The 24871-nt window shown below is 39.8% G+C and carries 22 protein-coding genes and 1 riboswitch; of the genes, 2 read left to right on the forward strand and 20 right to left on the reverse strand.

The features are described 5' to 3' along the window. Positions 1–226 precede the first annotated feature (226 nt). On the forward strand, positions 227–1144 hold the full coding sequence (gene gldA, locus ABVM50_RS01195; RefSeq protein ID WP_405199607.1) for a gliding motility-associated ABC transporter ATP-binding subunit GldA: 918 nt from the start codon (positions 227–229) through the stop codon (positions 1142–1144). A gap of 418 nt (positions 1145–1562) precedes the next feature. Here the strand turns inward: gldA and ABVM50_RS01200 are convergent, their stop codons facing one another. The 20 genes from ABVM50_RS01200 to ABVM50_RS01295 form a co-directional block, all read right to left on the reverse strand. Further along, on the reverse strand, positions 1563–2312 hold the full coding sequence (locus ABVM50_RS01200) for a head GIN domain-containing protein (RefSeq protein ID WP_405199608.1): 750 nt from the start codon (positions 2310–2312) through the stop codon (positions 1563–1565). Further along, a complete protein-coding gene (locus ABVM50_RS01205; protein ID WP_405199609.1) occupies positions 2309–3412 on the reverse strand; it encodes an acyloxyacyl hydrolase in 1104 nt (367 codons plus the stop codon). Before ABVM50_RS01205 ends, ABVM50_RS01200 begins: the two co-directional genes overlap by 4 nt. Before the next feature lie 51 nt (positions 3413–3463). Then, complete coding sequence (gene metF, locus ABVM50_RS01210; RefSeq protein WP_405199610.1) at positions 3464–4420, reverse strand: methylenetetrahydrofolate reductase [NAD(P)H]; 957 nt, start codon at positions 4418–4420, stop codon at positions 3464–3466. A gap of 280 nt (positions 4421–4700) precedes the next feature. After that, on the reverse strand, positions 4701–7451 hold the full coding sequence (gene metH, locus ABVM50_RS01215; RefSeq protein ID WP_405199611.1) for a methionine synthase: 2751 nt from the start codon (positions 7449–7451) through the stop codon (positions 4701–4703). A gap of 41 nt (positions 7452–7492) precedes the next feature. Next, on the reverse strand, positions 7493–8521 hold the full coding sequence (locus ABVM50_RS01220) for a homocysteine S-methyltransferase family protein (RefSeq protein ID WP_405199612.1): 1029 nt from the start codon (positions 8519–8521) through the stop codon (positions 7493–7495). Positions 8522–8572: 51 nt separating this feature from the next. Further along, positions 8573–8676, reverse strand: a riboswitch (SAM riboswitch). Between the two features lie 85 nt (positions 8677–8761). Beyond that, on the reverse strand, positions 8762–9268 hold the full coding sequence (locus ABVM50_RS01225; RefSeq protein WP_405199613.1) for a hypothetical protein: 507 nt from the start codon (positions 9266–9268) through the stop codon (positions 8762–8764). Continuing rightward, positions 9268–9690, reverse strand: coding sequence for an OsmC family protein (locus ABVM50_RS01230; protein WP_405199614.1), 423 nt, complete (start codon positions 9688–9690; stop codon positions 9268–9270). The genes ABVM50_RS01225 and ABVM50_RS01230 overlap by 1 nt, the downstream gene beginning before the upstream one ends. A gap of 69 nt (positions 9691–9759) precedes the next feature. Beyond that, positions 9760–10824: an NAD(P)/FAD-dependent oxidoreductase gene (locus tag ABVM50_RS01235; protein ID WP_405199615.1), complete on the reverse strand. Its 1065-nt coding sequence runs from the start codon at positions 10822–10824 to the stop codon at positions 9760–9762. Further along, the gene (locus ABVM50_RS01240; protein WP_405199616.1) at positions 10817–11410 is read right to left on the reverse strand and encodes a bifunctional precorrin-2 dehydrogenase/sirohydrochlorin ferrochelatase; all 594 of its coding nucleotides are present in this window, start codon (positions 11408–11410) and stop codon (positions 10817–10819) included. The genes ABVM50_RS01235 and ABVM50_RS01240 overlap by 8 nt, the downstream gene beginning before the upstream one ends. Before the next feature lies 1 nt (position 11411). Further along, positions 11412–12203 carry a uroporphyrinogen-III C-methyltransferase gene (gene cobA / locus ABVM50_RS01245; protein WP_405199617.1) on the reverse strand — a complete coding sequence of 264 codons (792 nt, stop codon included), beginning with the start codon at positions 12201–12203 and terminating at the stop codon, positions 11412–11414. Then, positions 12196–14289 carry a HEPN domain-containing protein gene (locus ABVM50_RS01250; protein WP_405199618.1) on the reverse strand — a complete coding sequence of 698 codons (2094 nt, stop codon included), beginning with the start codon at positions 14287–14289 and terminating at the stop codon, positions 12196–12198. Before ABVM50_RS01250 ends, cobA begins: the two co-directional genes overlap by 8 nt. A gap of 159 nt (positions 14290–14448) precedes the next feature. Further along, positions 14449–15693, reverse strand: a complete 1245-nt coding sequence (locus ABVM50_RS01255; protein ID WP_405199619.1) for a sulfate adenylyltransferase subunit 1 — start codon at positions 15691–15693, stop codon at positions 14449–14451. Positions 15694–15705: 12 nt separating this feature from the next. Next, positions 15706–16605 (reverse strand): sulfate adenylyltransferase subunit CysD, encoded by a 900-nt coding sequence (gene cysD / locus ABVM50_RS01260; RefSeq protein ID WP_405199620.1) that lies wholly within the window; start codon positions 16603–16605, stop codon positions 15706–15708. 10 nt (positions 16606–16615) lie between these two features. Beyond that, positions 16616–17245, reverse strand: a complete 630-nt coding sequence (locus ABVM50_RS01265) for a phosphoadenosine phosphosulfate reductase family protein (RefSeq protein ID WP_405199621.1) — start codon at positions 17243–17245, stop codon at positions 16616–16618. A gap of 86 nt (positions 17246–17331) precedes the next feature. Beyond that, positions 17332–17589 carry a DUF2061 domain-containing protein gene (locus ABVM50_RS01270; RefSeq protein WP_089661410.1) on the reverse strand — a complete coding sequence of 86 codons (258 nt, stop codon included), beginning with the start codon at positions 17587–17589 and terminating at the stop codon, positions 17332–17334. A 115-nt stretch (positions 17590–17704) separates the two neighbouring features. Beyond that, positions 17705–18121, reverse strand: coding sequence for an RrF2 family transcriptional regulator (locus ABVM50_RS01275; RefSeq protein ID WP_405199622.1), 417 nt, complete (start codon positions 18119–18121; stop codon positions 17705–17707). A gap of 33 nt (positions 18122–18154) precedes the next feature. Then, the gene (locus tag ABVM50_RS01280; protein ID WP_405199623.1) at positions 18155–19318 is read right to left on the reverse strand and encodes a trans-sulfuration enzyme family protein; all 1164 of its coding nucleotides are present in this window, start codon (positions 19316–19318) and stop codon (positions 18155–18157) included. 4 nt (positions 19319–19322) lie between these two features. After that, on the reverse strand, positions 19323–20396 hold the full coding sequence (locus tag ABVM50_RS01285; protein WP_405199624.1) for an aspartate kinase: 1074 nt from the start codon (positions 20394–20396) through the stop codon (positions 19323–19325). Beyond that, positions 20359–21369 carry an alpha/beta fold hydrolase gene (locus tag ABVM50_RS01290; protein ID WP_405199625.1) on the reverse strand — a complete coding sequence of 337 codons (1011 nt, stop codon included), beginning with the start codon at positions 21367–21369 and terminating at the stop codon, positions 20359–20361. Before ABVM50_RS01290 ends, ABVM50_RS01285 begins: the two co-directional genes overlap by 38 nt. 66 nt (positions 21370–21435) lie before the next feature. Beyond that, positions 21436–22728 (reverse strand): O-acetylhomoserine aminocarboxypropyltransferase/cysteine synthase family protein, encoded by a 1293-nt coding sequence (locus tag ABVM50_RS01295; RefSeq protein ID WP_405199626.1) that lies wholly within the window; start codon positions 22726–22728, stop codon positions 21436–21438. Positions 22729–23572: 844 nt separating this feature from the next. Here ABVM50_RS01295 and metK point away from each other — a divergent pair. Continuing rightward, on the forward strand, positions 23573–24832 hold the full coding sequence (metK, locus tag ABVM50_RS01300; RefSeq protein WP_405199628.1) for a methionine adenosyltransferase: 1260 nt from the start codon (positions 23573–23575) through the stop codon (positions 24830–24832). The last annotated feature ends 39 nt before the right edge of the window (positions 24833–24871 follow it).

A 24871-nucleotide genomic window follows, 5' to 3' on the forward strand; every position in this document is an offset into this window, starting at 1 on the left:
GTTCCAGTTAATTAAGCTTGTCATTTCAATAATTATGAAATACTAAAGTAGTACTAATATTCAAGACTCAAAATTAAACGGGATCCAAATTGGAACTTTTCCCATATTCGGAAGATTGATGTGAATTATTTACAGATTACGATTTAATACCTCAAAATTGGCTGCTAACATTGAAAGATAATCAGTCAGTTCTCTGAAGATTTATTCCTAATTTTGATCTCAATCTATGTCTATACAAGTAAATAACATATCAAAAAGCTTCGGAGATCAGCAGGCGCTGGAAAATATAAGCTTTGAAATTGGCCGCGGAGAGATCGTTGGATTTCTTGGGCCTAATGGTGCAGGAAAATCTACTTTGATGAAGATTCTTACTGGCTATCTTTCTGCAGATTCCGGGGAGGCCAGGATTAATGATTTTTCATTGGATACTCATTTGGCAGATCTTCAGCGAAGTATCGGATATCTGCCAGAGCACAATCCTCTGTATACCGAAATGTATGTTCGCGAGTACCTGCAGTTTCATGCATCTATATTTTCAGCTCCGAAAGACAGGATCGAAGAAGTTATTAAACTTACCGGGCTTTCGCCTGAAGCAAACAAAAAAATAGAACAGCTATCCAAAGGTTACCGGCAACGTGTCGGTCTTGCGGCTGCGCTATTGCATGATCCCGAGGTATTGATCCTGGATGAACCCACTACAGGTCTTGATCCAAATCAGCTGGTAGAAATAAGATCTTTAATTAGTTCTATTGGAAAAGATGGCAAGGATGGAAAGCGGGGAAAAACCGTATTTCTTTCTACACATATTATGCGTGAGGTAGAAGCGATCTGTGACCGGGTCATCATTATAAGTAATGGAAAGATAGTTGCTGATAAGTATCTAAAAGATCTTAGAAATGAAAAGGAACAGGTGATTTTTGTCGAATTCGATTATAGAATTGAAGAAGTTGCGCTTCAAAAGATCCCTGGAATGATCTCTGCCAAAAATACCGGCGGCTTTACCTATGAGTTAATTTTTGATTCCAATAAAGACATGCGTCCGGCTGTTTTTGATTTCGCTCATGATAACGGACTGAAAACACTACAGCTAAATCAAAAGACGAAGAACCTGGAAACTCTGTTCGCTGAACTTACCCAAAAATAGGATCGATCAAATACAAGTTCAATGCTAAAGTACAGTAGTTCTAACTCTAACCTGTTTTGAACGATTTTGCGTTAGGGATTGTAGCGGCATCCTTTTAACACAAGGCGGAGCTTGTCGAAGCATTGTGTTGAAAGATAAAGCGGAAAGCCCGGCCCGAAGGGCAACGCCCATATTTTTAAGGATCTCTGTAATAGTTACCTGGAAACTCTGTTCGCTCAACTTACCCAGAAATATTATCGAGAAACTACAAGTTCAAGGTTAAAGGTCATTAGTTCCACCTCTAGTCCAGTTTAGTTTGCGTTAGGCATTGCAGCGGCATCCTTTGAACACGAGGCTGAGCTTGTCGAAGCATTGTGTTCAAAGATAAAGCGGAAAGCCCGGCCCGAAGGGAAACGCCCAAAACTGAAAAATCATTAAACTATTCAAAAATCAATCTACCTTCAAAATGTTCCGTAACATCAACATCTGCCGGCCTGTTTACCGAAATGATATCTCCATAACTAAAAAGATCGGCTTTTAATGATTGCTGCGGATTAATGATCAATTTATTCGTTCCGCGATGTAAAAGGTCGTAATGCTGCACGACAAGATCTCTCGCTTCCAGCCTGGAATCTCCTGCTGCAAAGAAGCCGTCAAAATTTTCCACGCTTCCAGAAAGAAAGAAATGCGAATAATTATCGCTGGTAATCCGGAAATTCTTTACTTCCAGCTCCAGTTTGAAATCACCGTTGGTATATACTTCAATATCTTTATCCTGATTTTCAGAAACCAGCCAAAGCTCATCCAAGCGTAAAGTTCCAACACTTTCTATCATCAAATTTCCTGCGTGTCTTAAGTAAGTAAGATCAGGAACGGTGACGTAAACTTTGGTGATATTAAAATCACGCACAAAATTACAATCGTTCTCGTTTCGTAAAACCAACTGACCGTCGATCACTTTAGCCGAGACCTCATTGCGAAGATTTTCACCGGTTTCAACGAGAACTTTTTGCGATTCTCCCTGTTCGATAAACAATTTGATCTTATCATAAACCAGGATCTCGTCGAAACTTTCAAGTACTATTTCTTCGGAAGTGATCGCTCCAGCTTTCTGAAAACAGTCATTGGCATCTTCAGAATCACAACTCCAGAGAACTATTCCGAAGAATAAAAATATAAGTTTTTTCATAATCTGTAACCTATTGAAAATTCTACTGCTTCCGCATTTGCTCCATGGGATCTAACTGTGACCGAAGCCCACCAGTCTTTGGAAAAATCACGTTGTAAACCCATTCTGTTATAAACCCGATCCACATAATCATCATATGGATAGTAAGCATAATACCCAAGATGCGTGATCAGGGACATTTTATTGAAGGTAAGTTTGTGACCTAGAAATAATCCCACTCGCTTGGCATCCTCGTCCCCTGAAGTTCCCTTCTGCGGAAATGCAATCGACTGATACCTGATAAATTCTTCCAGAGACCTTGAAAAGAAAAGTTCTGCGCCTCCATGCAACGTACTTCTATGATTTAGAACTTTATCTGCATACGCTGAAACCGTCAAAAATGGCAATCTTGGAGAACCAATCACTCCTGAAGTGTTCACACCACTTCGAACAGCGAAATTATAATGAAAAGGTTCGGTATATTTTTCTTCCTCTCCTCTTGGGATATAGTCGGGATGCTCCTTATGATCCAGCAGGTAATTAACTCCTACGTTAAAAGTGAAGGTATTTGTACTATGATTTGGAGAACCCATATCTGCATTGGAATAATGTATAATGGTGACTCCGGCATTCAGTCCCAATCCGCCCACGATATTTTCCTTATGAATATTTCCCATTAAATAGGTAGAACTCAAAAAGCGGGTTCCGTAGGCATTATTCTGATAATTGGTATCAGGATTGTAAGGATCTGTGGTATAAGCTACTCCCTGGCCAATTCGAAACATCAACAATCGCTGCAGGAAATAGAAGCTAAAATGGCCATAGACAGAATAATTCTCACCGAGATACTGATTTTTCATATTCTGATAAATAAAAGAATATCCAAAATCAGGATAATTATACCTGCTCTCCCATTTTTCGAGTCCGTAGGTTTTCCGGTTCACGCTCAGTAAAAAACCTTCTTGGTGCTCATCGATCAAATGTGCAATATCCGGGTTGTGTTCAAGGATACTTCCATAAAAATAGCTGGCATCGAAGGAATAATATTTTTCAGGTTTTTCTACCTGTGCCTGTATGAACAAGCTGAAAAACATGAGGAAAGCGGGGAGAATTCTTTTCATACGGAGACAAATCTAACATATTTACGAATATTATTCCGCTAGAGTTTGAACTTAGAAAACTGCTTCAGCAATCTGCCTGATATTGGTACTTTTTCCCATGGAATAATAATGCAAAACAGGCGCCCCACCCTTGATCAATTCTTTGCTTTGCTGGGTACACCATTCTACACCAACCTGCCGTACCTCTTGATTATTTTCACATTTTTCAACTTCGTGAATCAGGGCTTCCGGAAGATCCACATGAAATCTATGCGGCAGTAAACTCAATTGCTTTTTAGTCGCCAAAGGCTTCAATCCCGGAATAATAGGCACATTGATCCCCTGATCGCGGCACTTTTCGACGAATTCGAAATAACACTGATTATTAAAAAACATCTGGGTCACCACATATTCTGCTCCGGCATCTACTTTTTGTTTCAAGCGCCGAACATCAGAATCTATACTTGGAGCCTCCATATGCTTTTCCGGATAACCAGCAACGCCAATGCAAAAATCTGTGTTATGCCCTTTTTCGATGACCTCATCCAGATATTTACCTTCATTCATATCCCTGATCTGTTCCACCAGTTCACTGGCAAATTGGTGTCCGTTTGCTTCAGGCTTAAAATAAGTTTCGCTTTTAACTGCATCTCCCCGAAGTGCCACCACGTTCTTGATCCCTAGAAAATCCAGATCTATCAAAAAGTTTTCGGTGTCTTCCTTTGAAAAACCTCCACAAAGAATATGAGGCACCGCATCCACTCCATATTTGCTTTGGATCGCAGCACAGATCCCAACAGTTCCGGGACGTTTTCTAACGATCTTTTTTTCCAGAAGTCCGTTTTCACGTTCAGAATACACATATTCTTCACGATGGTAAGTCACGTCTATAAATGGCGGATTAAATTCCATCAAAGGATCGATATTTTCGTAAATCGAATTGATATTAAATCCTTTTAAGGGCGGCAGGATCTCAAAAGAGAATACTGTTTCTCCCGTTGTTTTCTCCAGATGTTCGGTAATCTTCATGATTTGGTAATAATTTCAATTTGGGCGTTGCCCTTCGGGCCGGGCTTTTCGCTTTATCTTTTAGCACGATGCTTCGACAGGCTCAGCTTCGTACTAAAAGGATGCCGCTGCAATCCCTAACGCATATTTTTCACTTCACATTTATTTTCGTTCTGAACCTGTGTCAGAATCTTTAAAGAAGCTGAAATCGATGATTTACGGAGTTGAAAAAATTCAGCTTCACTGATATCGTTTCTGACTTCTCTAATATTCTATTGGTCTAAATACTAACTTCTTAATACTAGTCCGCTATGTTAGGATTCAACCATTTTTCAGCTTTGCGATAAGCAATTCCTTTTCTTTCAGCATAATCCCTAACCTGGTCTTCTTTAATTTTTCCCAGTCCAAAATATTTAGCTTCAGGATTGGCAAAATAATAACCACTTACACTTGCCGCAGGCCACATTGCGAGGCTTTCAGTAAGCTCTACCCCGATATTTTCCTTTATTTTAAGAATCTCCCAGATCGTTAGTTTTTCCAGATGATCGGGGCACGCAGGATAACCAGGTGCTGGCCGGATACCTTTATATTCTTCTTTGATCAAAGCCTCGTTGGTAAGATTTTCAGCAGCGGCATAACCCCAATCCTCCGTCCTCACTTTTTTATGCAGGTATTCGGCAAAAGCTTCAGCCAGCCTATCAGCCAGTGCTTTAATCATGATCGAGTTGTAATCGTCCAGATTCTTTTCGAATTCCTGCGCTAATTCCTGGGTTCCAAAACCTGTAGTCACACAAAAACAACCTATATAATCCTGAACACCATTGTCTTTTGGAGCTATAAAGTCTGATAACGCATAATTAGGCTGATCTCCATGTTTTTTCAATTGCTGACGAAGTGTTCTGAAAATGACAGTTTTTTGTTCTGAATCTTCAGAATATTTTACTTCAATATCATCGTTTTCAACAGAATTAGCTTCAAATAATCCAAATGTTGCTTTTGCCTTCAGTAGCTTTTCCTTCAGAATTCGTTGCAGTAAAACCTGCGCATCTTCAAATAGACTCTGTGCCTGCTCGCCAACTTTTTCATCTTTCAGAATATCTGGATAGCGGCCATGCAAATCCCAGCTTCTAAAAAATGGAGACCAGTCGATATAATCCAGTAATTTTGAAAGATCAAAGTCCTCTATCACCTGTGAACCAAGCTTATTCGGTTTCTTGATTTGAGTTTTCTTCCAGTCAATCTGAAATCTATTTTTTCGGGCTTCCTCAATACTTAGAAATGATTTGACCTTACTTCGCTTCTTGAAATTAAGGCGGAAAGTATCATAGTCGGTTTTAAGATCGCGCTTGTATTTTTCTTTCGTACTATCCTTCAGTAATTGTCCAACAACTGTAACTGCCCGGGAAGCGTCATTTACGTGTGCCACAGCGTTTTTATATTGCGTATCTATTTTAACTGCAGTATGAGCTTTAGAAGTTGTTGCACCACCTATCAGTAAAGGGACAGAAAAATCCTGACGTTCCATTTCCTTCGCCAGAAATACCATCTCATCCAGGGACGGAGTAATGAGTCCGCTAAGACCAATCACATCTACATTCTCGTTTTTGGCAGTTTCTATGATCTTCTCCGGTGGCACCATCACTCCTAGATCGATGATCTCGTAGTTATTGCATCCCAGCACCACAGCCACAATATTTTTACCAATATCATGCACGTCGCCTTTTACGGTAGCCATCAATATTTTTCCTGCCGATTTTCTCTTATTGGTTTTATCAGCTTCAATATGAGGAAGCAAATGCGCTACAGCTTTTTTCATCACCCGGGCAGATTTTACAACCTGCGGTAAAAACATTTTTCCGCTTCCAAAGAGATCACCAACTACGTTCATTCCGGTCATTAAGTGACCTTCGATCACGTCCAATGGCCTATTAGCTTCAATTCGCGCCTGCTCAATATCTTCAAGAATATAGGCATCTATTCCTTTAACCAGGGCATGCGTAATTCTATCCTGTAATGCTTTCTCTCGCCAGGAAAGGTCTATTTTATTCTCTCTTTTTCGACCCACCACATTTTCAGCCAGGTCCAGAAGACGTTCGGTAGCATCTTCTCTACGATCCAGGATCACATCTTCCACGTGTTCTAACAGCTCTTTCGGAATTTCGTCATATACCTCCAGCATCGAAGGATTTACGATCCCAATGTTCATCCCGGCTTTGATTGCATGATATAGAAAAACTGAATGCATCGCCTCCCGTACCGGATTATTTCCACGGAAGGAAAACGAAACATTGCTCACTCCACCACTCACACTACAGTGCGGCAAATTTGCTTTAACCCAGCGAGTACCTTCAATAAAGTCGATCGCGTTTCTTTTGTGTTCATCCATTCCTGTTCCCACAGGAAATATATTTAAGTCGAAAATGATATCTTCAGGAGGAAGTTTTACTTGATTGACGAGAATGTCATAGGAACGTTTCGCTATCTCAATTCGGCGATCATAATTATCAGCCTGGCCTACTTCATCAAAGGCCATCACGATCACAGCCGCACCATAACGTTTGATCTTTTTCGCATGAGCGATGAATTCTTCTTCACCTTCTTTTAAACTAATAGAATTTACCACGCATTTCCCCTGAGCTACCTGAAGTCCGGCCTCAATAATCTCCCATTTGGAGCTGTCTATCATAATAGGAACCCGCGCAATATCCGGTTCGGCAACCACAAGGTTCAGGAACTTTACCATAGCTTCTTTACCTTCAATGAGTCCGTCATCCATGTTCACATCGATGATCTGTGCACCATTTTCTACCTGTTCCCGGGCAACTTCCAGTGCTTCATCAAACTTCTCTTCTTTGATGAGACGCAGGAATTTTTTAGATCCGGCAACATTGGTTCGTTCTCCTACATTTATAAAATTACTATCCGGTGTGATCACCAAAGGTTCCAATCCGGAAAGTTTTAAGGGTCGTGCCCCTCCCTGCCTCCCCACAAGGGAGGAGTCTATATTACTTGATTTGATAGTTCCTGTATCCATATTATCCGTTTTCGTCATCCTGAACTATTTTCAGGGTCTCACCATTGTTATTTATCTGATTATTGAGATGCTGAAGCATGTTCAGTATGACTATGCATATTAATAGTACGCGGTTTGTATTTTCTGGCGATTTCAGCAATTGCTTTAATATGTTCTGGAGTGGTTCCGCAGCAACCGCCGAGGATATTCACAAGGCCTTTTTCGAGATATTCTTCTATTTGAGCAGCCATTTCCCGGGCATCCTGATCATATTCGCCAAATGCATTAGGTAAGCCCGCATTAGGATAGGCCGAAACTCCCGAATTCGCATACCGGTTTAGAACCTCAAGATGCGGAGTCAATTGTTTTGCTCCCAGAGCGCAGTTAAAACCAACGCTTAACAAAGGAATATGAGAAACGGATATTAGAAAAGCTTCTGCAGTCTGGCCGGAAAGGGTTCTTCCGGAGGCATCGGTAATCGTTCCACTTACCATAATCGGAATATCAAGATTCAGTTGCTCTTTTAATTCTTCAATTGCAAAAAGAGCTGCTTTCGCATTTAATGTATCAAATACAGTTTCTACCAGAAGAACATCTGCTCCACCTTCAACAAGTGCTTTTGCTTGTTGCTTATACGCTTTCCGAAGTTCATCAAAAGAAATAGCGCGATAGCCGGGATCGTTCACATCGGGACTCATACTCGCCGTTTTGTTGGTTGGACCAATCGCTCCAGCTACGAATCTTGGTTTCGATGGATCTTCAGCAGTGACTTGCTCCGCAACTGCTTTGGCAATTCTTGCCGATTCAAAATTAAGCTCGTATACGAATTCTTCCATTTGATAATCGGCCATCGCAATGGTGGTTCCGGAGAAAGTATTGGTTTCTACAATATCGGCTCCAGCATCAAAGTATTTTCGATGGATGGTGGCAATAGCTTCAGGTTGGGTAAGGGAAAGCAGATCATTATTTCCTTTTAAGGAAACGGGCCAGTCGGCAAAACGTTCTCCACGGAAATCCTCTTCAGAAAATTTATATTCCTGAAGCATGGTACCCATGGCACCATCTAGTATTAATATTTTTTGAGAGAGTAACTCTTCTAATTTCGACATGATTATTTAAATAATACGATATCAAAAAAAGAAGACTGGAAAGAATTCTGATTGTTATCTATCCGAGACTGAACTCAGTAGAATGTAGCACCTTCTCCTAAGGAGGGTTGCTAAGGTTTCACAGGGTCTAATCCCTCAACCTTTCTTGATAACGATTGTTAGTAAACAATGAACTTACGAGACAAATATAGGGTTCAGCCTCTAAAAACCAAGTGTTTTGGCAAAAAATTAATCTGATAATTAAAATGAGAAATTTCCGCTTTGCTGAACCTTTAGAAAATTATTTTCACTTAATTCCTTCAGAAATGATTTAAATTCTTCTTTCATTTCCTTATTGGAAAGAGTAATTTCAAGATCTCTCTTTTCTCCAGATCTATGAGTAAAATATAAATGGTTCTTATTTCCGTAGATCGTGTGTTTCCAGAAACTGGCATATCCTACATAGTCAAAACCAAGATCCTGTAATTCTGTGATCTTATATATTTTTAATTCGTTCTCTTTCTCAATGATGATCTCATCGCGAGTGATTTTTAAAAAGCCTAAAGTCCTTGGTTTTAGAAAACTTTGCCCTAGTGCGATAAACATACAGATAACATAAACCGCATGTGCGGAATGTAACAGCCATGGATTTTCCGGTTTCCAGACATACGCGATCACACCGCTACCCAGCAATAATACTGCTACCAGAATACGGACTGTCCAGGATGGCTCCCAGGTTTTTACAATTTTCGTTTCAAACGAATTCACTATATAACTTTTATAGAATTAAGGCTTACACTATATGAGATCTCCGCAGCTTTTTCCAGCATTTTAGAAACAGAGCAATATTTATCCATCGATAGTTTTACTGCTCTCTCCACTTTTGCTGCTGGAACTTCACCCTTCAGAATAAAATCAAGATGAATCTTTTTGAAAACATTAGGAATAGCGCCATCTTCACGATAACCATCCACCTCAACCTGAAGATCTTCCAGCTCGTGATTTTGCTTTCTCAGGATCATCACAATATCTATACTGCTACAACCCGCAATTCCCCTAAGCAGAAGATCCATGGGACTCGCACCCTTTGGCTCCTCGTCAGATTTATTATCCAGCAATACTATATTCCCGCGCTCATTTACAGTCTCGAACAGGTAGTTCTCATTGATTCTCTTTAAGCTGATCTTCATTTCTTCAAATTTTCAATAAAGATAGGAATTCTTACACTTCTGAAGAGTAACCTTAGTTACCAGGATCTTCTAAACACTAATACTTTTAACCACTTCCCGTTTTGCTTCTTTCTTAGTTCCGTCGAAACCTTCAACCCCGCCCACAGTCGTGTACTTCAGAACATACTTCTTATCAGGATTAATTCGCGCATAAGCACTCTGGCACATAATCGCAGCTTCATGAAAGCCAGACAATATTAGCTTCAGTTTACCTTTATAGGTATTCACATCGCCAATCGCATAAACCCCGGGAATATTTGTCTGGTAATCATAAGAATTATCTACTTTGATCGCATTCTTTTCAATTTTCAACCCCCAGCTTCCAATAGGTCCAAGTTTTGGCGATAACCCGAATAGTGGGATGAATTCATCCACTTCCCTGAACTCTTCACCACGTGCTTTATCCTTATGTCGAATAACCACTTTTTCCAGCTGGTCCTTCCCTTGCAGACCAACAACTTCTGCATTGGTGATCATTTCAATTTTTCCAAGTTTAGCTAATTCCGAAACTCTTTCTACGGAATCTAATGCTCCACGGAATTCTTCCCTTCTGTGTACTAAAGCAACTTCAGCAGCAACATCGGCTAAATAAATCGCCCAGTCTAAAGCAGAATCCCCGCCACCAGCGATCACCACACTTTTATTACGATACACTTCAGGATCCTTAATAAAATAAGATACTCCCTTATCTTCAAAATCTGCGATATTAGAAATTGGAGGTTTGCGTGGCTCAAAAGAACCAAGTCCGCCAGCAATCGCCACTACAGGCGCGTGATGTTGCGTTCCTTTATTGGTGGTCACTATAAAAGTTCCGTCATCCAGTTTTTCCAGGGTTTCTGCACGTTCTCCCAGGGTAAATCCAGGTTCAAAAGGTTTTATTTGCTCCATTAAATTCTTAACAAGATCACCAGCAAGGATCTCTGGAAATGCCGGAATATCGTAAATAGGTTTTTTGGGATAGATCTCAGAACACTGTCCGCCTGGTTGAGGCAAGGCATCGATAAGATGTGTTTTTAGTTTTAGAAGTCCCGCTTCGAATACGGTAAACAATCCTGTAGGTCCTGCTCCAATGATCAGGATATCTGTTTTAATCATATTTCTCCTTTTTATATATTAAAGATTCAGTAATACTATTCATTTGTTCCACTTTGGCTTCGAAATCACCTTTGATGGATTTTCGATACTCATTCAAATTCTCCACCATTTCATTTACATTTTCGGGAATCACTTCTTCAAAAAACTGTCGTAAACGCTTTGCGGTTGTTGGTGATTTTCCATTAGTGGAAATGGCGATTTTCACATGCCCTTTATTTACAATCCCGCCCATATAGAAATCGCATAGTTCTGGTGTATCTGCGATATTCGCCAGCAAAAATCTCTTTTTAGCGTCTTTATACACTCTTTTATTGAGTTTTGCATCGTTTGTTGCAGCGATTACAAAATGCCGCTTCTTAAGATATTTTCGTTTATACCTTCCCTTAGTCAATTTAGCTCCATGTTTTCTGGCAAGCTCTTCGGTTTCTTTCAGGAACCATTTTGCTACCACCTCGACCTTCGCATTAGGACTGGATTTAAAAAGAAAATGAAGTTTTTCGTGGCCTACATTTCCACCACCAACTACCAGAATGTTAAGTTGATGCACTTTTAAAAAAACCGGATATAATTCGTTTCTCTCTTCCATTCTAAGCAGCTCCAATTTTTACATATCCCTGTTGTTTCGGAAGACTTTTCACGTTCTGAAAAACTGTTTGTAAAGTATTCGCCTCCTTCACGACCTCACCAATCACTATAATCGCAGGCGCTCCCAGATTTTTTTCTGAAACTATTTTCTCAATAGTTTTTATAGTTCCAAAACCTGATTTTTCGTTCACAGTTGTACCATTCTGAATGATGCCCACAGGAATATCTTTTTTACCATAATTGCTGAAAATTTCAACAATTTCATCAAGTTTTCCCATCCCCATTAAAATCACCACAGTTGCGGTAGATTGCGCGGCAAGCTTAACATCTTCTGAAAGTTTTCGCTGCGTAGTAGTTCCTGTAATTACCCAGAAACTTTCAGAAGTGCCTCTTTGTGTCAACGGAATTCCAACATTCGCGGGCACGGCAATAGAAGAAGTAATTCCAGAAACAACCGCAGTTTCCAGCCCATGCTTTCGGGCATAGTTGATTTCTTCAGACCCTCTTCCGAAGATGAATGGATCTCCTCCTTTAAGTCTTACCACATGTCCTTGTTCTGTAGCATATTTTACAATTAATTCATTAATCTCATCCTGAGAGAATCGGTGCTTATCCTTTCGTTTCCCCACGAAAATATGTCTCGCCTGAGGTGCATATTCCAATAGGTCTCTATTAATAAGTGCATCGTACAGAATCACATTAGCCGACTTTAGAGTATTCAAAGCTTTTACTGTAATCAATTCCGGATCACCCGGACCTGCGCCTACTACCGTTAGTTTTGCTGAATTAAACATTCTGTACCTCCTTCGTTCTATAAGCATCCACTCTATTCAGAAATAACTGCGCATCCTCTAAATACTTTCTGGCAAAGTCCTCGCTGGGTTCATGCTGGTTTAACTGGTAAGCAAATTCTTTAAAAGTGGTCGCCAGATCGATCCTGCCAGTTTCGACAAATAGTTCATCAAATTGAGCAATGATTCCAGCCTGGGTATTCGTCTTCACATCTTCAGCCAGCAGCAAGGCTTTCGCTGAATTCACGATCGAAGTGTACGCATGATAAATACTGTCTGCCCAATCTTTTCTTTCCAACGCAGATTTCGCATTATCGATCTTCTCTTCACTTTCAAACAACAATGTGGCAATTAGGTCGATGACCACCCCGGCGCATTCCCCTACTCCTACTGCCTTTATATATGGGGTTTCATGTCCCCAATCCACAAACTCGTTCTCAGAAATATTTGAAGTATCTGCCAGATCTTTCAGCAAGTCATAGAAATAGGTCTTCTCTTTACGATCATAATACTCTACAAATTTTTCCTGCGCTTCTGAATTTGCTTCAAAATCGTTTAGTATGATCCTTAATGCTTCAGGACCACGTTTACTGGGGACTTTTACAAGTTTATCTGCAAATCTACCCTTGCCATTTCCCAGGGTTCCTCCACCAAGTAAAACCTGCAGTGCCGGTGCAACCGTTTTTCCGACTTTTATAGACATTCCTTGGAATCCTATTTCAGCCATATTATGCTGTCCACAGGCGTTCATACAACCACTTATCTTAATAGTTATATCCTTTCCATTAGTGAATTGCGGATATTCTTCTTTGAGAACATCTTCCAGCACGTCGGCAATTCCGGTGCTGCTGGCAATACCGAGATTACAGGTATCGGTGCCCGGGCAGGCGGTAATGTCTACAGTCTTATTGTATCCAACTTCTGCATAACCTAGTTTTTTAAGTTCAGTATAGAAAAAAGGCAGAAAATCCTGGCGAACATGACGAATCAAAATATCCTGTCTTAAGGTTAATCTTAACTCGTTACCTGCGTATTTTTTAACCAAATCTGCAAGCTGCCTCGCTCCACGAGTATAAAAATCACCAAGCGGCACGCGAATTCCAATAGCGAATAATCCTTCCTGCTTTTGCGCAAAAACATTGGTTTGCCTCCAGCTTTCAAAATCATTTCCATCTTCGATTTCTACGGAAGGAACCTCAACTTGTTGCAAAGCTGGAGTTGCTTCGAATCTTTCAATCTCAAATTCAGGTTGTTCTTGCGAAAGTGCCGTCTTTTGTTCGGCTACCAGTTTCATAAATGCTTCTTTTCCTATATCCTTCAGAAGAAATTTAATCCTGGCTTTTAGACGTTTCGCACGTTCACCATGTCGATCAAAAACCCGGAGTACACCTTCAATTAGAGGTATGATCTCTTCCGCAGGTAAAAAGTCATATAACTCATCTGCATGCCGGGGTTGTGAGCCCAGACCGCCACCAAGCATTACTTTGAATCCGCGTTTTCCATCCTTCAGTTTGGCGATAAAACCAAGATCATGTATATAACTAAGCGCAGTATCTTCATCTGAAGAAGAAAAGGACATCTTAAATTTTCTACCCATTTCCTGGCAGATGGGATTCCGAAGAAAAAATTGAAAGGCAGCGTGTGCATACGGTGAGACATCGAAAGGCTCGTTGGGATCTATCCCTGCGGTTGGCGAAGCAGTAATATTTCTTACCGTATTCCCGCAGGCTTCTCTAAGAGTGACATCATCTTTTTCCAGTTGCGCCCAAAGCTCGGGAGTCCTGTCCAGACTCACGTAATGGATCTGGATATCCTGCCTGGTTGTGATATGCAATCGCCCCTTTGAATACTCATCTGAAACATTGGCGATCCGGTGTAATTGTTCTGAAGTTACCTTTCCAAACGGTAGTTTTATGCGAACCATTTGAACTCCCGACTGTCGCTGTCCATAAACTCCGCGTGCCAGGCGCAGGCTACGAAACTTTTCTTCATCAGCCTTTCCTTCGCGAAAAAGCCTGATCTTTTTTTCTAAATCCAGGATATCTTTCTCGACAACGGGATTTTCAATTTCGGTTCTAAAACTTTGCATGATCTTGATTATTTAAATGAAAAAAGTCCTTTTAAGAATGACACTTAAAAGGACTTTTTATAATTCAGTTTATAAAATGGACTTCTAAGTATGAGGCGAATAGCACATACACATGTTTGATAAAATATTCATAATGAAGTAGTTCATTTTTTGGTGATATTATTTTATAAATCCTACTCCGGCCGTGGTATTTGTTTGAGTATCTACCAGAATAAATCGGCCATTTGTTCGATTTTCATTGTAACTGTCGGCATAAATAGATTTACTTAGTTTGATCTTTACGCTACCAATGTCATTCAGACTCAAAGAAGTTACATTCTCTTCGGCTCCAAAATTCGAATCAATATGGCTTTCTACTTTATCTATTTTTGCCAGAACACCGTTGGTATTATGTTGTAAAACATATTTTTTGCCCGGAACCAAAGGGCGATTATCCATCCAGCAAACCATGGCATCCACAACTTTTGTTTCTTCAGGAACCTCTTTGGTCTTCACCAGCATATCTCCTCTGGCGACATTTATATCATCTGCCAGGCTAATAGTTACAGAACTTCCTGCTGGAGCTTCATCAAAAGTTTCTTCGAAAAAATGAATGTCTTTGATTTTGGAGGTCGTCAAGGATGGTAACACGGTTACCTCATCACCTACTCTCAAGCTATTACCATTAATTTTCCCTGCATAACCGCGGTAATCATGAAATTGTTCGGTTTTAGGTCTTATTACTGTTTGAACAGAAAACCTAGCCTGACTTTCTTCCGCAAAATCTTCAGCTTTAAGATCTTCGAGATGTTCCAGTATGGTTTGCCCTTGATACCAGGACATTGCAGTAGATTTTTCAGCAATATTCTCTCCCCATAAAGCGCTCACCGGAATAAAGGTGAGTTTCTGATCCTGGAAATCACTTTTACTTCTTAACTCATCAAATTCCTTAACGATATTGGTGAATACATCTTCAGAGTAATTGACAAGATCCATTTTATTTATAGCGACTATAACTTCTTTGACTCTCAGCAAATTATTTATGAAAAAGTGCCGGTACGTTTGTTCGATCACTCCCTTTCTGGCATCTATAAGAATAATTGAAGCTTGTGAAGTTGAAGCCCCGGTGACCATATTCCGTGTATATTCTATATGCCCCGGAGTATCGGCGATGATATAACTTTTCTTTGGTGTTGAAAAGTAGATATGAGCCACGTCTATTGTGATCCCTTGTTCTCTTTCTGCTACCAGACCGTCTGTAGCTAGTGAGAAATCCAAATAGTCCAGACCATTTTTCTTACTCACCCTATCAATGGCTTCCAATTTATCTGAAGTTAAAGATTTGGTATCGTAAAGCAGTCTGCCTATGAGTGTGCTTTTACCATCATCAACGCTTCCTGCTGTTGCTATTTTTAATACTTCCATTCTCTTATTTTTTTAAAAATAACCTTGTTGCTTTCTTGTTTCCATGGCAGCCTCAGATCTTTTATCATCGATCCTTGCACCTCTTTCTGAAATAGCTGATTCCCTTATTTCCTTGATAATCTTTTCAACGGTATCTGCTCCAGATTCCACTGCAGCCGTACAGGTTATATCTCCCACAGTTCTAAATCGAACGGTTTTCATTTCTGTAAGTTCATGATCGTCTTTGTAAACATGCTCTGAAGCTGTCCAGATTAAACCATCTCTTTCAAAAATCTCTCTCTCGTGCGCGAAATAAATGGAAGGAATTTCAATCTTTTCAGCATCTATATAACTCCAAACATCCAGCTCTGTCCAGTTAGAAATAGGAAATACTCTAACATTCTGGCCAATATCGATACGTCCATTCAGCATATCAAAAACCTCCGGTCGCTGGTTCTTTTCATCCCACTCTCCAAAGTCATTTCTTACTGAAAAAATTCTCTCTTTTGCACGAGCTTTTTCTTCATCCCTTCTTGCTCCGCCTATACATGCATCGAACTTATATTCTTCAATGGCATTTAGAAGAGTATTGGTTTGCAATGAATTCCTGCTGGAGTACCTGCCTTTTTCTTCAATAGAAACTCCGCTATCAATATCATCCTGAACTTTTCTTACAATCAGGTTCAGTCCAAGTTCTTCAACTAATCGATCTCTGAACTCGATAGTTTCAGGAAAGTTGTGACCAGTATCTATGTGCATTAATGGAAAAGGAATCCTGGCGGGATAGAAGGCTTTTTGCGCTAAGCGTACCAAAGTGATAGAATCCTTACCACCCGAAAATAATAGCACGGGATTTTCGAACTGAGCCACAACTTCCCGGAAGATGTAAATAGCTTCGCTTTCTAACGTATTTTGGTTTAAGATCGAACTCATTTTAAAACTTTTAGGCGTGTAAACCACACTCTCTGTTATCTAATACTTTTGTAGGGTCGAAATATTTGAATTCATTCGGTAGTTTATGCTCTCTCAAATACCCATCTAATTTTTCGTCTGACCAGTGGTAGAAGGGACTAACCTTAAGAAGACCGTCTTTACTATAACTTAGAATATCTATGCTATCTCTAAAATTTGTCTGTCCTTTTCTGAGATTCGTAAACCACACATCTGGATTTTGTTCAGTCATAGCTCTTTGAAAAGGTTCCAGTTTTACCTGCCTGGTAAATTCATCATGATCTGGAGAATCTACTCCTGGAATACCCTTAAAAAATGCGTCTCTATAAGCAGCAGTTTCTTTTGGTGTATAAAGTTTCACTTTAAGATCTAAATGGTCCATGAGAAACTGAGCATGTTTATAGGTAGGCAGAGTATTGTAACCTGTGTCGCACCAAATTATCTTCATAGAACTATCTACCTGAGTACAGGCATGTAAGATTGCTGCTTCATAAGGTCTGAAATTGGTAGTAACTACTGGATTATTACTAGATGCCAAGACCCATTGAATTATTTCTGAAGGTGCTACACCGCGTAACTGACTGTTAAGTTTTTCTATTTCTGTATCGCTAAACTTTTTCATCTGTCTTTATGATTTAATTCTGGTCAATTGCGAATAACCAGTTACTATTTCACATTTGTATAATTTCCGGTTCGCTACTATTAAAGCTAATCTTTGCCATAGGGTATTAAATTCCAAAGCCGTTCGTGACCAAAGTACAGGATCATTTTTGTTACCAGTTCTACAGATCCAATCGCGAGAGCAGTTTCTATTTTTCCAGTAAGAAACCATGCGATCATGACCGTATCCAGGGTTCCAACTATTCTCCAACTAATCGTTTTTAGAATACTTCGAAGCGGTCGTTCTGTAGTCCTGTCTTTTTTATAGGTACTTTTTTCTTTAGTTTGATTCAGTAACATCAACATACTCTCTTCATTAAAAACTTTAATCCTATCGGTTTACTAGGTTTTAAGCAAAACTAGACTTCGTTTATTTAAACACCAATTTATTTCTTAGTAAAATTTTATTTTAACACCCTTATTATTGCTTAAAAGCAATGTCTGCAAGGGTATTCTCTCCAAGTACATTCAGCGATGCATCCCTAACCTGTATCATCAATTTGTGAACAGAACAGGCGTCCTCATCTGGACAGTCATCGCATTTTTCATAATAATTAAGGCTAACACAGGGAACCATGGCTATGGGTCCTTCCAGCACCCTGATCACTGCGGTCATCTTAATTTCTGAAGGTTTTTTTATTAAATAATAACCTCCACCTTTTCCCTTCTTAGATCCTAGAAAGCCAGATTTTCTGAGTTCCAGCATAATACTCTCCAGGAACTTCTGCGAAATATTCTCACTTTCTGAAATTTCAGAAGCCTGAACAGGGAATTTTTCATCTTTTCGCGCTATGTATGTTAGCGCTTTGATGCCATACTTGGTCTTTTTGGAAAGCATGAAACGAAAATAAAAAATTTCCGACTGCTATTGCTATTCCTGCAAGGCCTTTTTGAGATCATTAATAATATCTTCCACATGTTCCAGACCCACAGAAATTCTGACCAGGCTTTCTGAAATTCCTACCGCTTTCAACTCTTCGTCACTTAGTTTACTATGTGTAGTGGAAGCAGGATGAGTCACAATCGTCCTTGTATCTCCTAAATTTGCAGATCTTGAACACATTTGCAGTCTATCTATAAACCTTCTACCTGCATCCAGTCCGCCTTTGATCTGGAACGCCACTACATTCCCGCCCAGTTTCATTTGTTTTTTTGCCACTTCATATTGTGGATGAGATCTTAAGAACGGATATTTAACAGTTTCCGCCTGAGGTAATGACTCAAGAAACTCTGCAACCTTTAGCGCATTTTCACAATGCTTTTCTAGTCTAATGGACAGTGTTTCCAAACTTTTTGATAAAACCCAGGCATTAAATGGTGACAATGCCGGACCTGTATTTCTACTAAAAAGATAGATCTCACGAATTAGTTTTTGATTTCCTACTGTAATTCCACCAAGGACTCTGCCCTGTCCATCCATCAATTTTGTAGCAGAGTGTATTACGAGGTCTGCCCCAAATTTTATAGGATTCTGCAAATACGGAGTCGCAAAGCAATTATCTATGATCAAAATGAGATCATTTTTATGGGCAATATTTCCAAGTAATTCCAGATCCAGAATATCAACACCAGGATTAGTTGGTGATTCAGCAAACAGGATTTTTGTCTCAGGTCTGATCAAACCTTCAATATCTTCAGGCGCATTCACATCAAAATAATCATGGGAAATATTCCATTTTGGAAAATATTTAGTGAATAATCCATGAGTTGAACCAAATACAGAACGGGATGAAACTACATGATCACCGCTTTCCAGTAAGGCTGCCAAAGTAGAAAATACCGCAGCCATTCCTGTCGCAAAAGCAAACCCATCCTCAGCTCCTTCCATCTGCACTACCTTGTCAATAAATTCTGAAGTATTGGGATTTGAATAGCGACTATAAATATTCCGCTTCTTCTCTTCAGCAAAACTTGCACGCATGTCTTCTGAATCTTCAAAGACATAGCTGGAAGTTAGATACATAGGTGTGGAGTGCTCCTGAAATTGAGTTCGTTCCAGTTGAGTTCGTACCGCGATGGTTTCAAATTCTGTCATTACCTTAGTTTAATTGCTTGTTTATCTTCAGAATATCGCTAAAAACACCACGTGCGGTAACATCAATTCCTGCGCCCGCTCCTTGTATAACCAGTGGAAACTCTTTATAGGATTCAGAATAGATCTCAAAAATATTATCGGTTCCATCAATTTGGCCAAGCGGAGTTGCAGCATTCGCTGAGATCAACCTGGTTTGCAAACTTCCAATTTCTACATTGAGTTCCCCCACATAACGCAATACTTCTCCGCTCTTATTCTCCTCTTTATGCTTCTGAAAAATATCGTCCAGAATAGAAACTTGCTTCTGAAAATGCTGTAAACTGGTTCCACCATTTAAGGATGTAGGAAGTAAAGATTGAATACTTACCTCTTCCAGCTCTTTCTTTAGCTGAAGTTCACGTGCAAGAATTAATAATTTTCTGGCCACATCCTTCCCACTAAGATCCACCCGTGCATCTGGCTCTGTATAACCAAATTCACCAGCCTTCCGAAGCACTTCTGAAAATTGAACATTTTGCTTAGAATACGTATTAAATATATAGCTGAGTGAACCTGAGAAAACTCCCCGAATTCTGGTTACCTGCTCTCCAGAATCGTACAGGTTCTTAATGGTTTCCACCACTGGCAAGCCAGCGCCCACATTGGTTTCGTACTGGAATATTTTATGATTTCGTTTTAACGCTGTTCTTAACTGCTCGTAAAAATCCAGACTTAGTGTATTGGCAACTTTATTTGCGGCTACAATATGACTCCCATGTTCGATCAAATCAATATAATTCTCCGGTAAACTATCACTTGCCGTAGTGTCTATGGAAATTAGATTAGTAAATGCATTATTTTCTAAATATTCCAGAATATCGTGGAATTGGTAAGAGCGCTTTTCCTTGCTAAACCTTTCTTTCCAGTGCTCATTAAGACCTAGTTTATCAGTGATCAAATTACTGGAATCGGCAATCAGGATGATCCTGATCTCCAGGTCTGAATTTCTTAGAAGTTGATCTTTCGCAGCGATAATCTGCTGAATTAATTTACTTCCAACCTTACCCGGCCCAAACAGAGCGAGATTTATTATTTTCATTTGTGTAATTCTTTTGTTGAAATATGGGTTCTAAAAATCTTGCTACCTGGTCGGTTTCGATCAAAAATGCATCATGTCCATGAATAGACTTGATCTCGTGAATGCTGACATTGTTTTTAAACAAAGACAGCTCCACGTAAGTATTCCAATTCTCTTCTGCCAGGAAAAAAAGATCGGTATCTATCGTGATCATATGTATATGGCCTTTAACCCGCGCGGCCACTTCAATAGCGCTTTGTGAGTCATTTGAGATATTGATCGTAGTCAATAAATGGTTCATCAGCTTATAGGAACTTAAACTAAAGCGCGATCTAAGTTTACTCCCGTGATGCTCCAGCCAGTTTTCTACCTTAAAACTATTCGTAGTTTCGTCTTTTTCATTTCTGAATTTGTAACTAAGCGATTGTGGCGTGCGGTAAAAGGTCATCGCATGCATACGTGCATCTTCCAATGGATTCTCACTATTATTTAAAATCCTGTCCTGAATTTTACAATTTGCCAGAAGCCAGTCTGTCGATTTCAGATCTGTAGCGATTGGTATCACGTGTAAAGCAAGGTCTGGTTTTAAAGCTGCCAGCTGCCAGGCTAATGCTCCACCAATTGAGGCTCCAATGATGGCAAATAGCTCAGTAATATTTAAATGTTCCAGAACTTTAACCTGGATTTTCGCAATATCATTCAAGCTAAATTCTTTATAGTTATGAAAGCTATCTTCATCATTCTTCAGAATACCATTTCCGGGAATATTGATGCAAATAATGGAAAATTGATCTGTATCTATGCTAGCTCCGGGCCCCACAATATCACTCCACCAGCCTCCTGAACCGCAAACCTGGGCATTTCCGGTAAGCGCATGATTCACCAAAATTACCGGAGCGGTGCCCAGTTTTCTGCCAAATAGCTGGAAACAAACATCAATGTTCTGAACGCTGCCGGCACTATTCCTAAAACCTGTTATTCTTATTTGTTGCATAAAATTGAGGTTAAACCGGAGCCGCATACATTGCATACAGGCTCCGGCGATTAAACCAAACTAAAATTAAACAAGTGATTGTTGAGTAACCTGAGCAAAAGCCTGCTTCAAATCTGCTTTAAGATCTTCTGTATCTTCCAGTCCTACTGAAAGCCTTATTAGATCCGGTTTAACCCCGGCAGATAATTGTTCTTCGTCTTTCAACTGCTGGTGAGTGGTACTGGCAGGATGAATAATGAGGGATTTAGTATCTCCAATATTGGCAAGCAGTGAAAACACCTTTGAAGCGTCCACTACTTTTTTAGCTACTTCATAACCTCCTTTGATCCCGAAAGTCACTAGTCCGCTTTGTCCTTTTGGTAAATACTGCTGAGCGATATCGTAGTACTCGCTGGATTCGAGGCCTGGATAATTCACCCATTCCACTTCCTCCTGCTGCTCTAGCCAGGTGGCGAGTTCCAGCGCATTTTTACTATGTTCGTTTATTCTAACTTTCAGCGTTTCTAGTCCCTGGATGATCTGGAACGCATTGAACGGACTCAAAGCTGCACCATGATCACGCAATCCTTCGATCCTGACTTTAGCTATGAATGCTGCTTCCTGTAATGCTTCGTGATAAACTAATCCATGATATCCTGGAGATGGCTCGGTAAACTCAGGAAATTTACCACTAGACCAGTCGAACTTACCAGCGTCAATGATCACTCCACCAAGACTGGTTCCATTCCCTCCAATATATTTGGTTAAAGAGTGTATAACGATATCTGCTCCATATTCTATTGGATTCAGAAGGTATGGTGTGGCTACGGTATTGTCCACGATAAATGGTACTTTGAATTCTTTTGCCTCTTTGGAAATTGCTTCCAGATCCAGAACATCCAGTTTTGGATTCCCCAGCGATTCAACAAAAAATACCCGGGTATTTTCCTGTGCTGCTTTTTTGAAATTTCCCGGATCACGTGGATCTACAAAAGTGGTTGTTATACCAAATCTTGGCAGTGTATTTTGAAGAAGGTTAAAAGTCCCACCATACAAACTGCTACTGGCTACAATATGATCGCCAGCCTTTAGTAAGGTTAGTAATGCGGTATTTATCGCAGCAGTTCCAGATGCTGTAACCACCGCTCCAATTCCACCTTCAAGTGCTGCCAGCCTTTGTTCCAGCACATCATTGGTGGGATTATTTAAACGGGTATAAATAAAACCTGGCTTTGCTAGAGAAAATAGATCTGCTGCATGCTGACTATCATTAAAAACATAGGAACTGGTCTGGTAAATTGGTACTGCTCTGGTTCCTCCATTTTGAGTTGTATCGTGTCCTGAATGTAATGCCTGTGTTGAAAATTTTTGAGTACTCATAATATAAAATTTAAAAAAATTGGAATTGATTGAAATAAAAAAGTCCCCCTGATATGCTATTACCAGGGGGACTTTTGAATTGATTCCTTTTTAAAATCTATATTCTCGAGTTCAGGTAATAGCTATACATGCTGCACATACACATCATCATGCGCATGTTCATCATATTTTTAACTGTTACCTGTAATTTCATAATTGTAAAGTTTTGTGTTCTAATTTCAATTTTGGCAATAAAAAAAGCCGCTGCGGTTGGCAGCGGCTTTTTGCAATATATATTCTTTCAGAATTATGCAATAAGATGCGCTGCGGAAGTTCTCCACATCATACACATCATCATATTGCAAACTGTTCTGTACATTGTTCAAAAATTGTTTCACAAAGATAACGGCAGAGTTTTTTATTATCCAAGCTTTTACGAACTTATTTTTTTAGCCTTCTAGAATTTACAAAGTGTAACCCGCGTAAATACTGATAGTTACGAAGTATATTTTTTTTGGTTGCGTTAGGGATTGAGCGACTTGTTTGAGCTCTTTTGGTTCTTTTTAGAACCAAAAAGCGAGTCGCGAAAGCCCGGCGCGAGACCGGAACGGGCGAAGCGAAACGCCCTGATTATTCCGAAAAATCCAACTGTAATTCCACGTCCTTTAAAATGGCGTTAAATCGATTTGCTATCCTTTTAAATTTTATACATTTGTATCAACTTATTGAAAGGGATAGATTTGACTGATTGCAACCCTCTACATCACATCGATGTTTTAAAATGCTAAAGCAGAATGGTAATTACACTCCTTTTTAGCTTCACACGTCAAATTTTTCCATTCTTATAAACTTAAAAAGTAATTGAATGGCTTATTTATTTACTTCAGAAAGTGTATCTGAAGGACACCCGGATAAAATTGCAGATCAAATTAGTGATACGTTACTGGATAATTTTCTTGCCTTCGATGGCGAATCGAAAGTAGCTTGCGAAACTCTGGTTACAACCGGGCAGGTAGTACTTGCTGGTGAAGTACGTAGTAATACATACCTGGATGTTCAAAATATCGCACGTGATGTGATCAATGATATTGGTTATACAAAAGGTGCTTATAAATTTAGTGGTGATAGTTGCGGTGTGATCTCCCTTATTCACGAACAGTCCCAGGATATTTACCAGGGTGTGGATCGTGGAAAGAAGGAGGAACAGGGTGCTGGTGACCAGGGAATGATGTTTGGTTATGCGACCAATGAAACTGAAAACTATATGCCGCTGGCATTGGATATTTCACATCGTATCCTTATTGAACTGGCTAAACTTAGAAGAGAAGGAAAGGATATCGAATATCTACGACCTGATTCCAAGAGCCAGGTGACTATTGAATATAGCGATGACAACGTGCCAGAAAGAATTGTTGCGATCGTGGTTTCTACTCAGCATGATGATTTTGATCAGGATGATGAGAAAATGCTGGCGAAGATCAAAAAGGATATGGTTGAGATTCTTATCCCAAGAGTTAAGAAACAACTGCCAGATTATGTCCAGGAATTGTTTAATGATGATATTATTTACCATATTAATCCTACAGGTAAGTTCGTAATTGGAGGTCCGCATGGTGACGCAGGGCTTACCGGAAGAAAAATTATCGTAGATACCTATGGTGGAAAAGGTGCTCACGGTGGTGGTGCATTCTCAGGAAAAGATCCTTCTAAAGTAGATAGATCTGCCGCGTATGCTTCCAGACATATTGCCAAGAACCTGGTAGCTGCGGGTGTAGCTCCTGAAATTTTAGTACAGGTATCTTATGCAATTGGAGTGGTCGAACCAACTTCTATTTCGGTTTATACCTATGGAAAAAACAATACAGATCTTTCTGATGGTCAGATTGCTGAAAAGGTTCGTAATATCTTTGATATGAGACCAGCTGCGATCGAAGAACGACTGAAGTTAAGAAATCCTATTTACCGGGAAACTGCTGCATATGGACATATGGGAAAAACTCCGCGTACAGAAACTAAAGTTTTTGAAAGTCCGTATAATGGTAAGATTACCAAGGAAGTGGAACTATTTACCTGGGAGAAACTCGATTATGTGGATAAGATCAAAGAGAGTTTCGATTTGAAATAAAATCACACTAAAATATGTAAAAAGCCTCTAAAAGTTTAG

The organism is Christiangramia sp. LLG6405-1, assembly GCF_045055805.1.
In the GTDB taxonomy this organism is placed as follows: domain Bacteria; phylum Bacteroidota; class Bacteroidia; order Flavobacteriales; family Flavobacteriaceae; genus Christiangramia.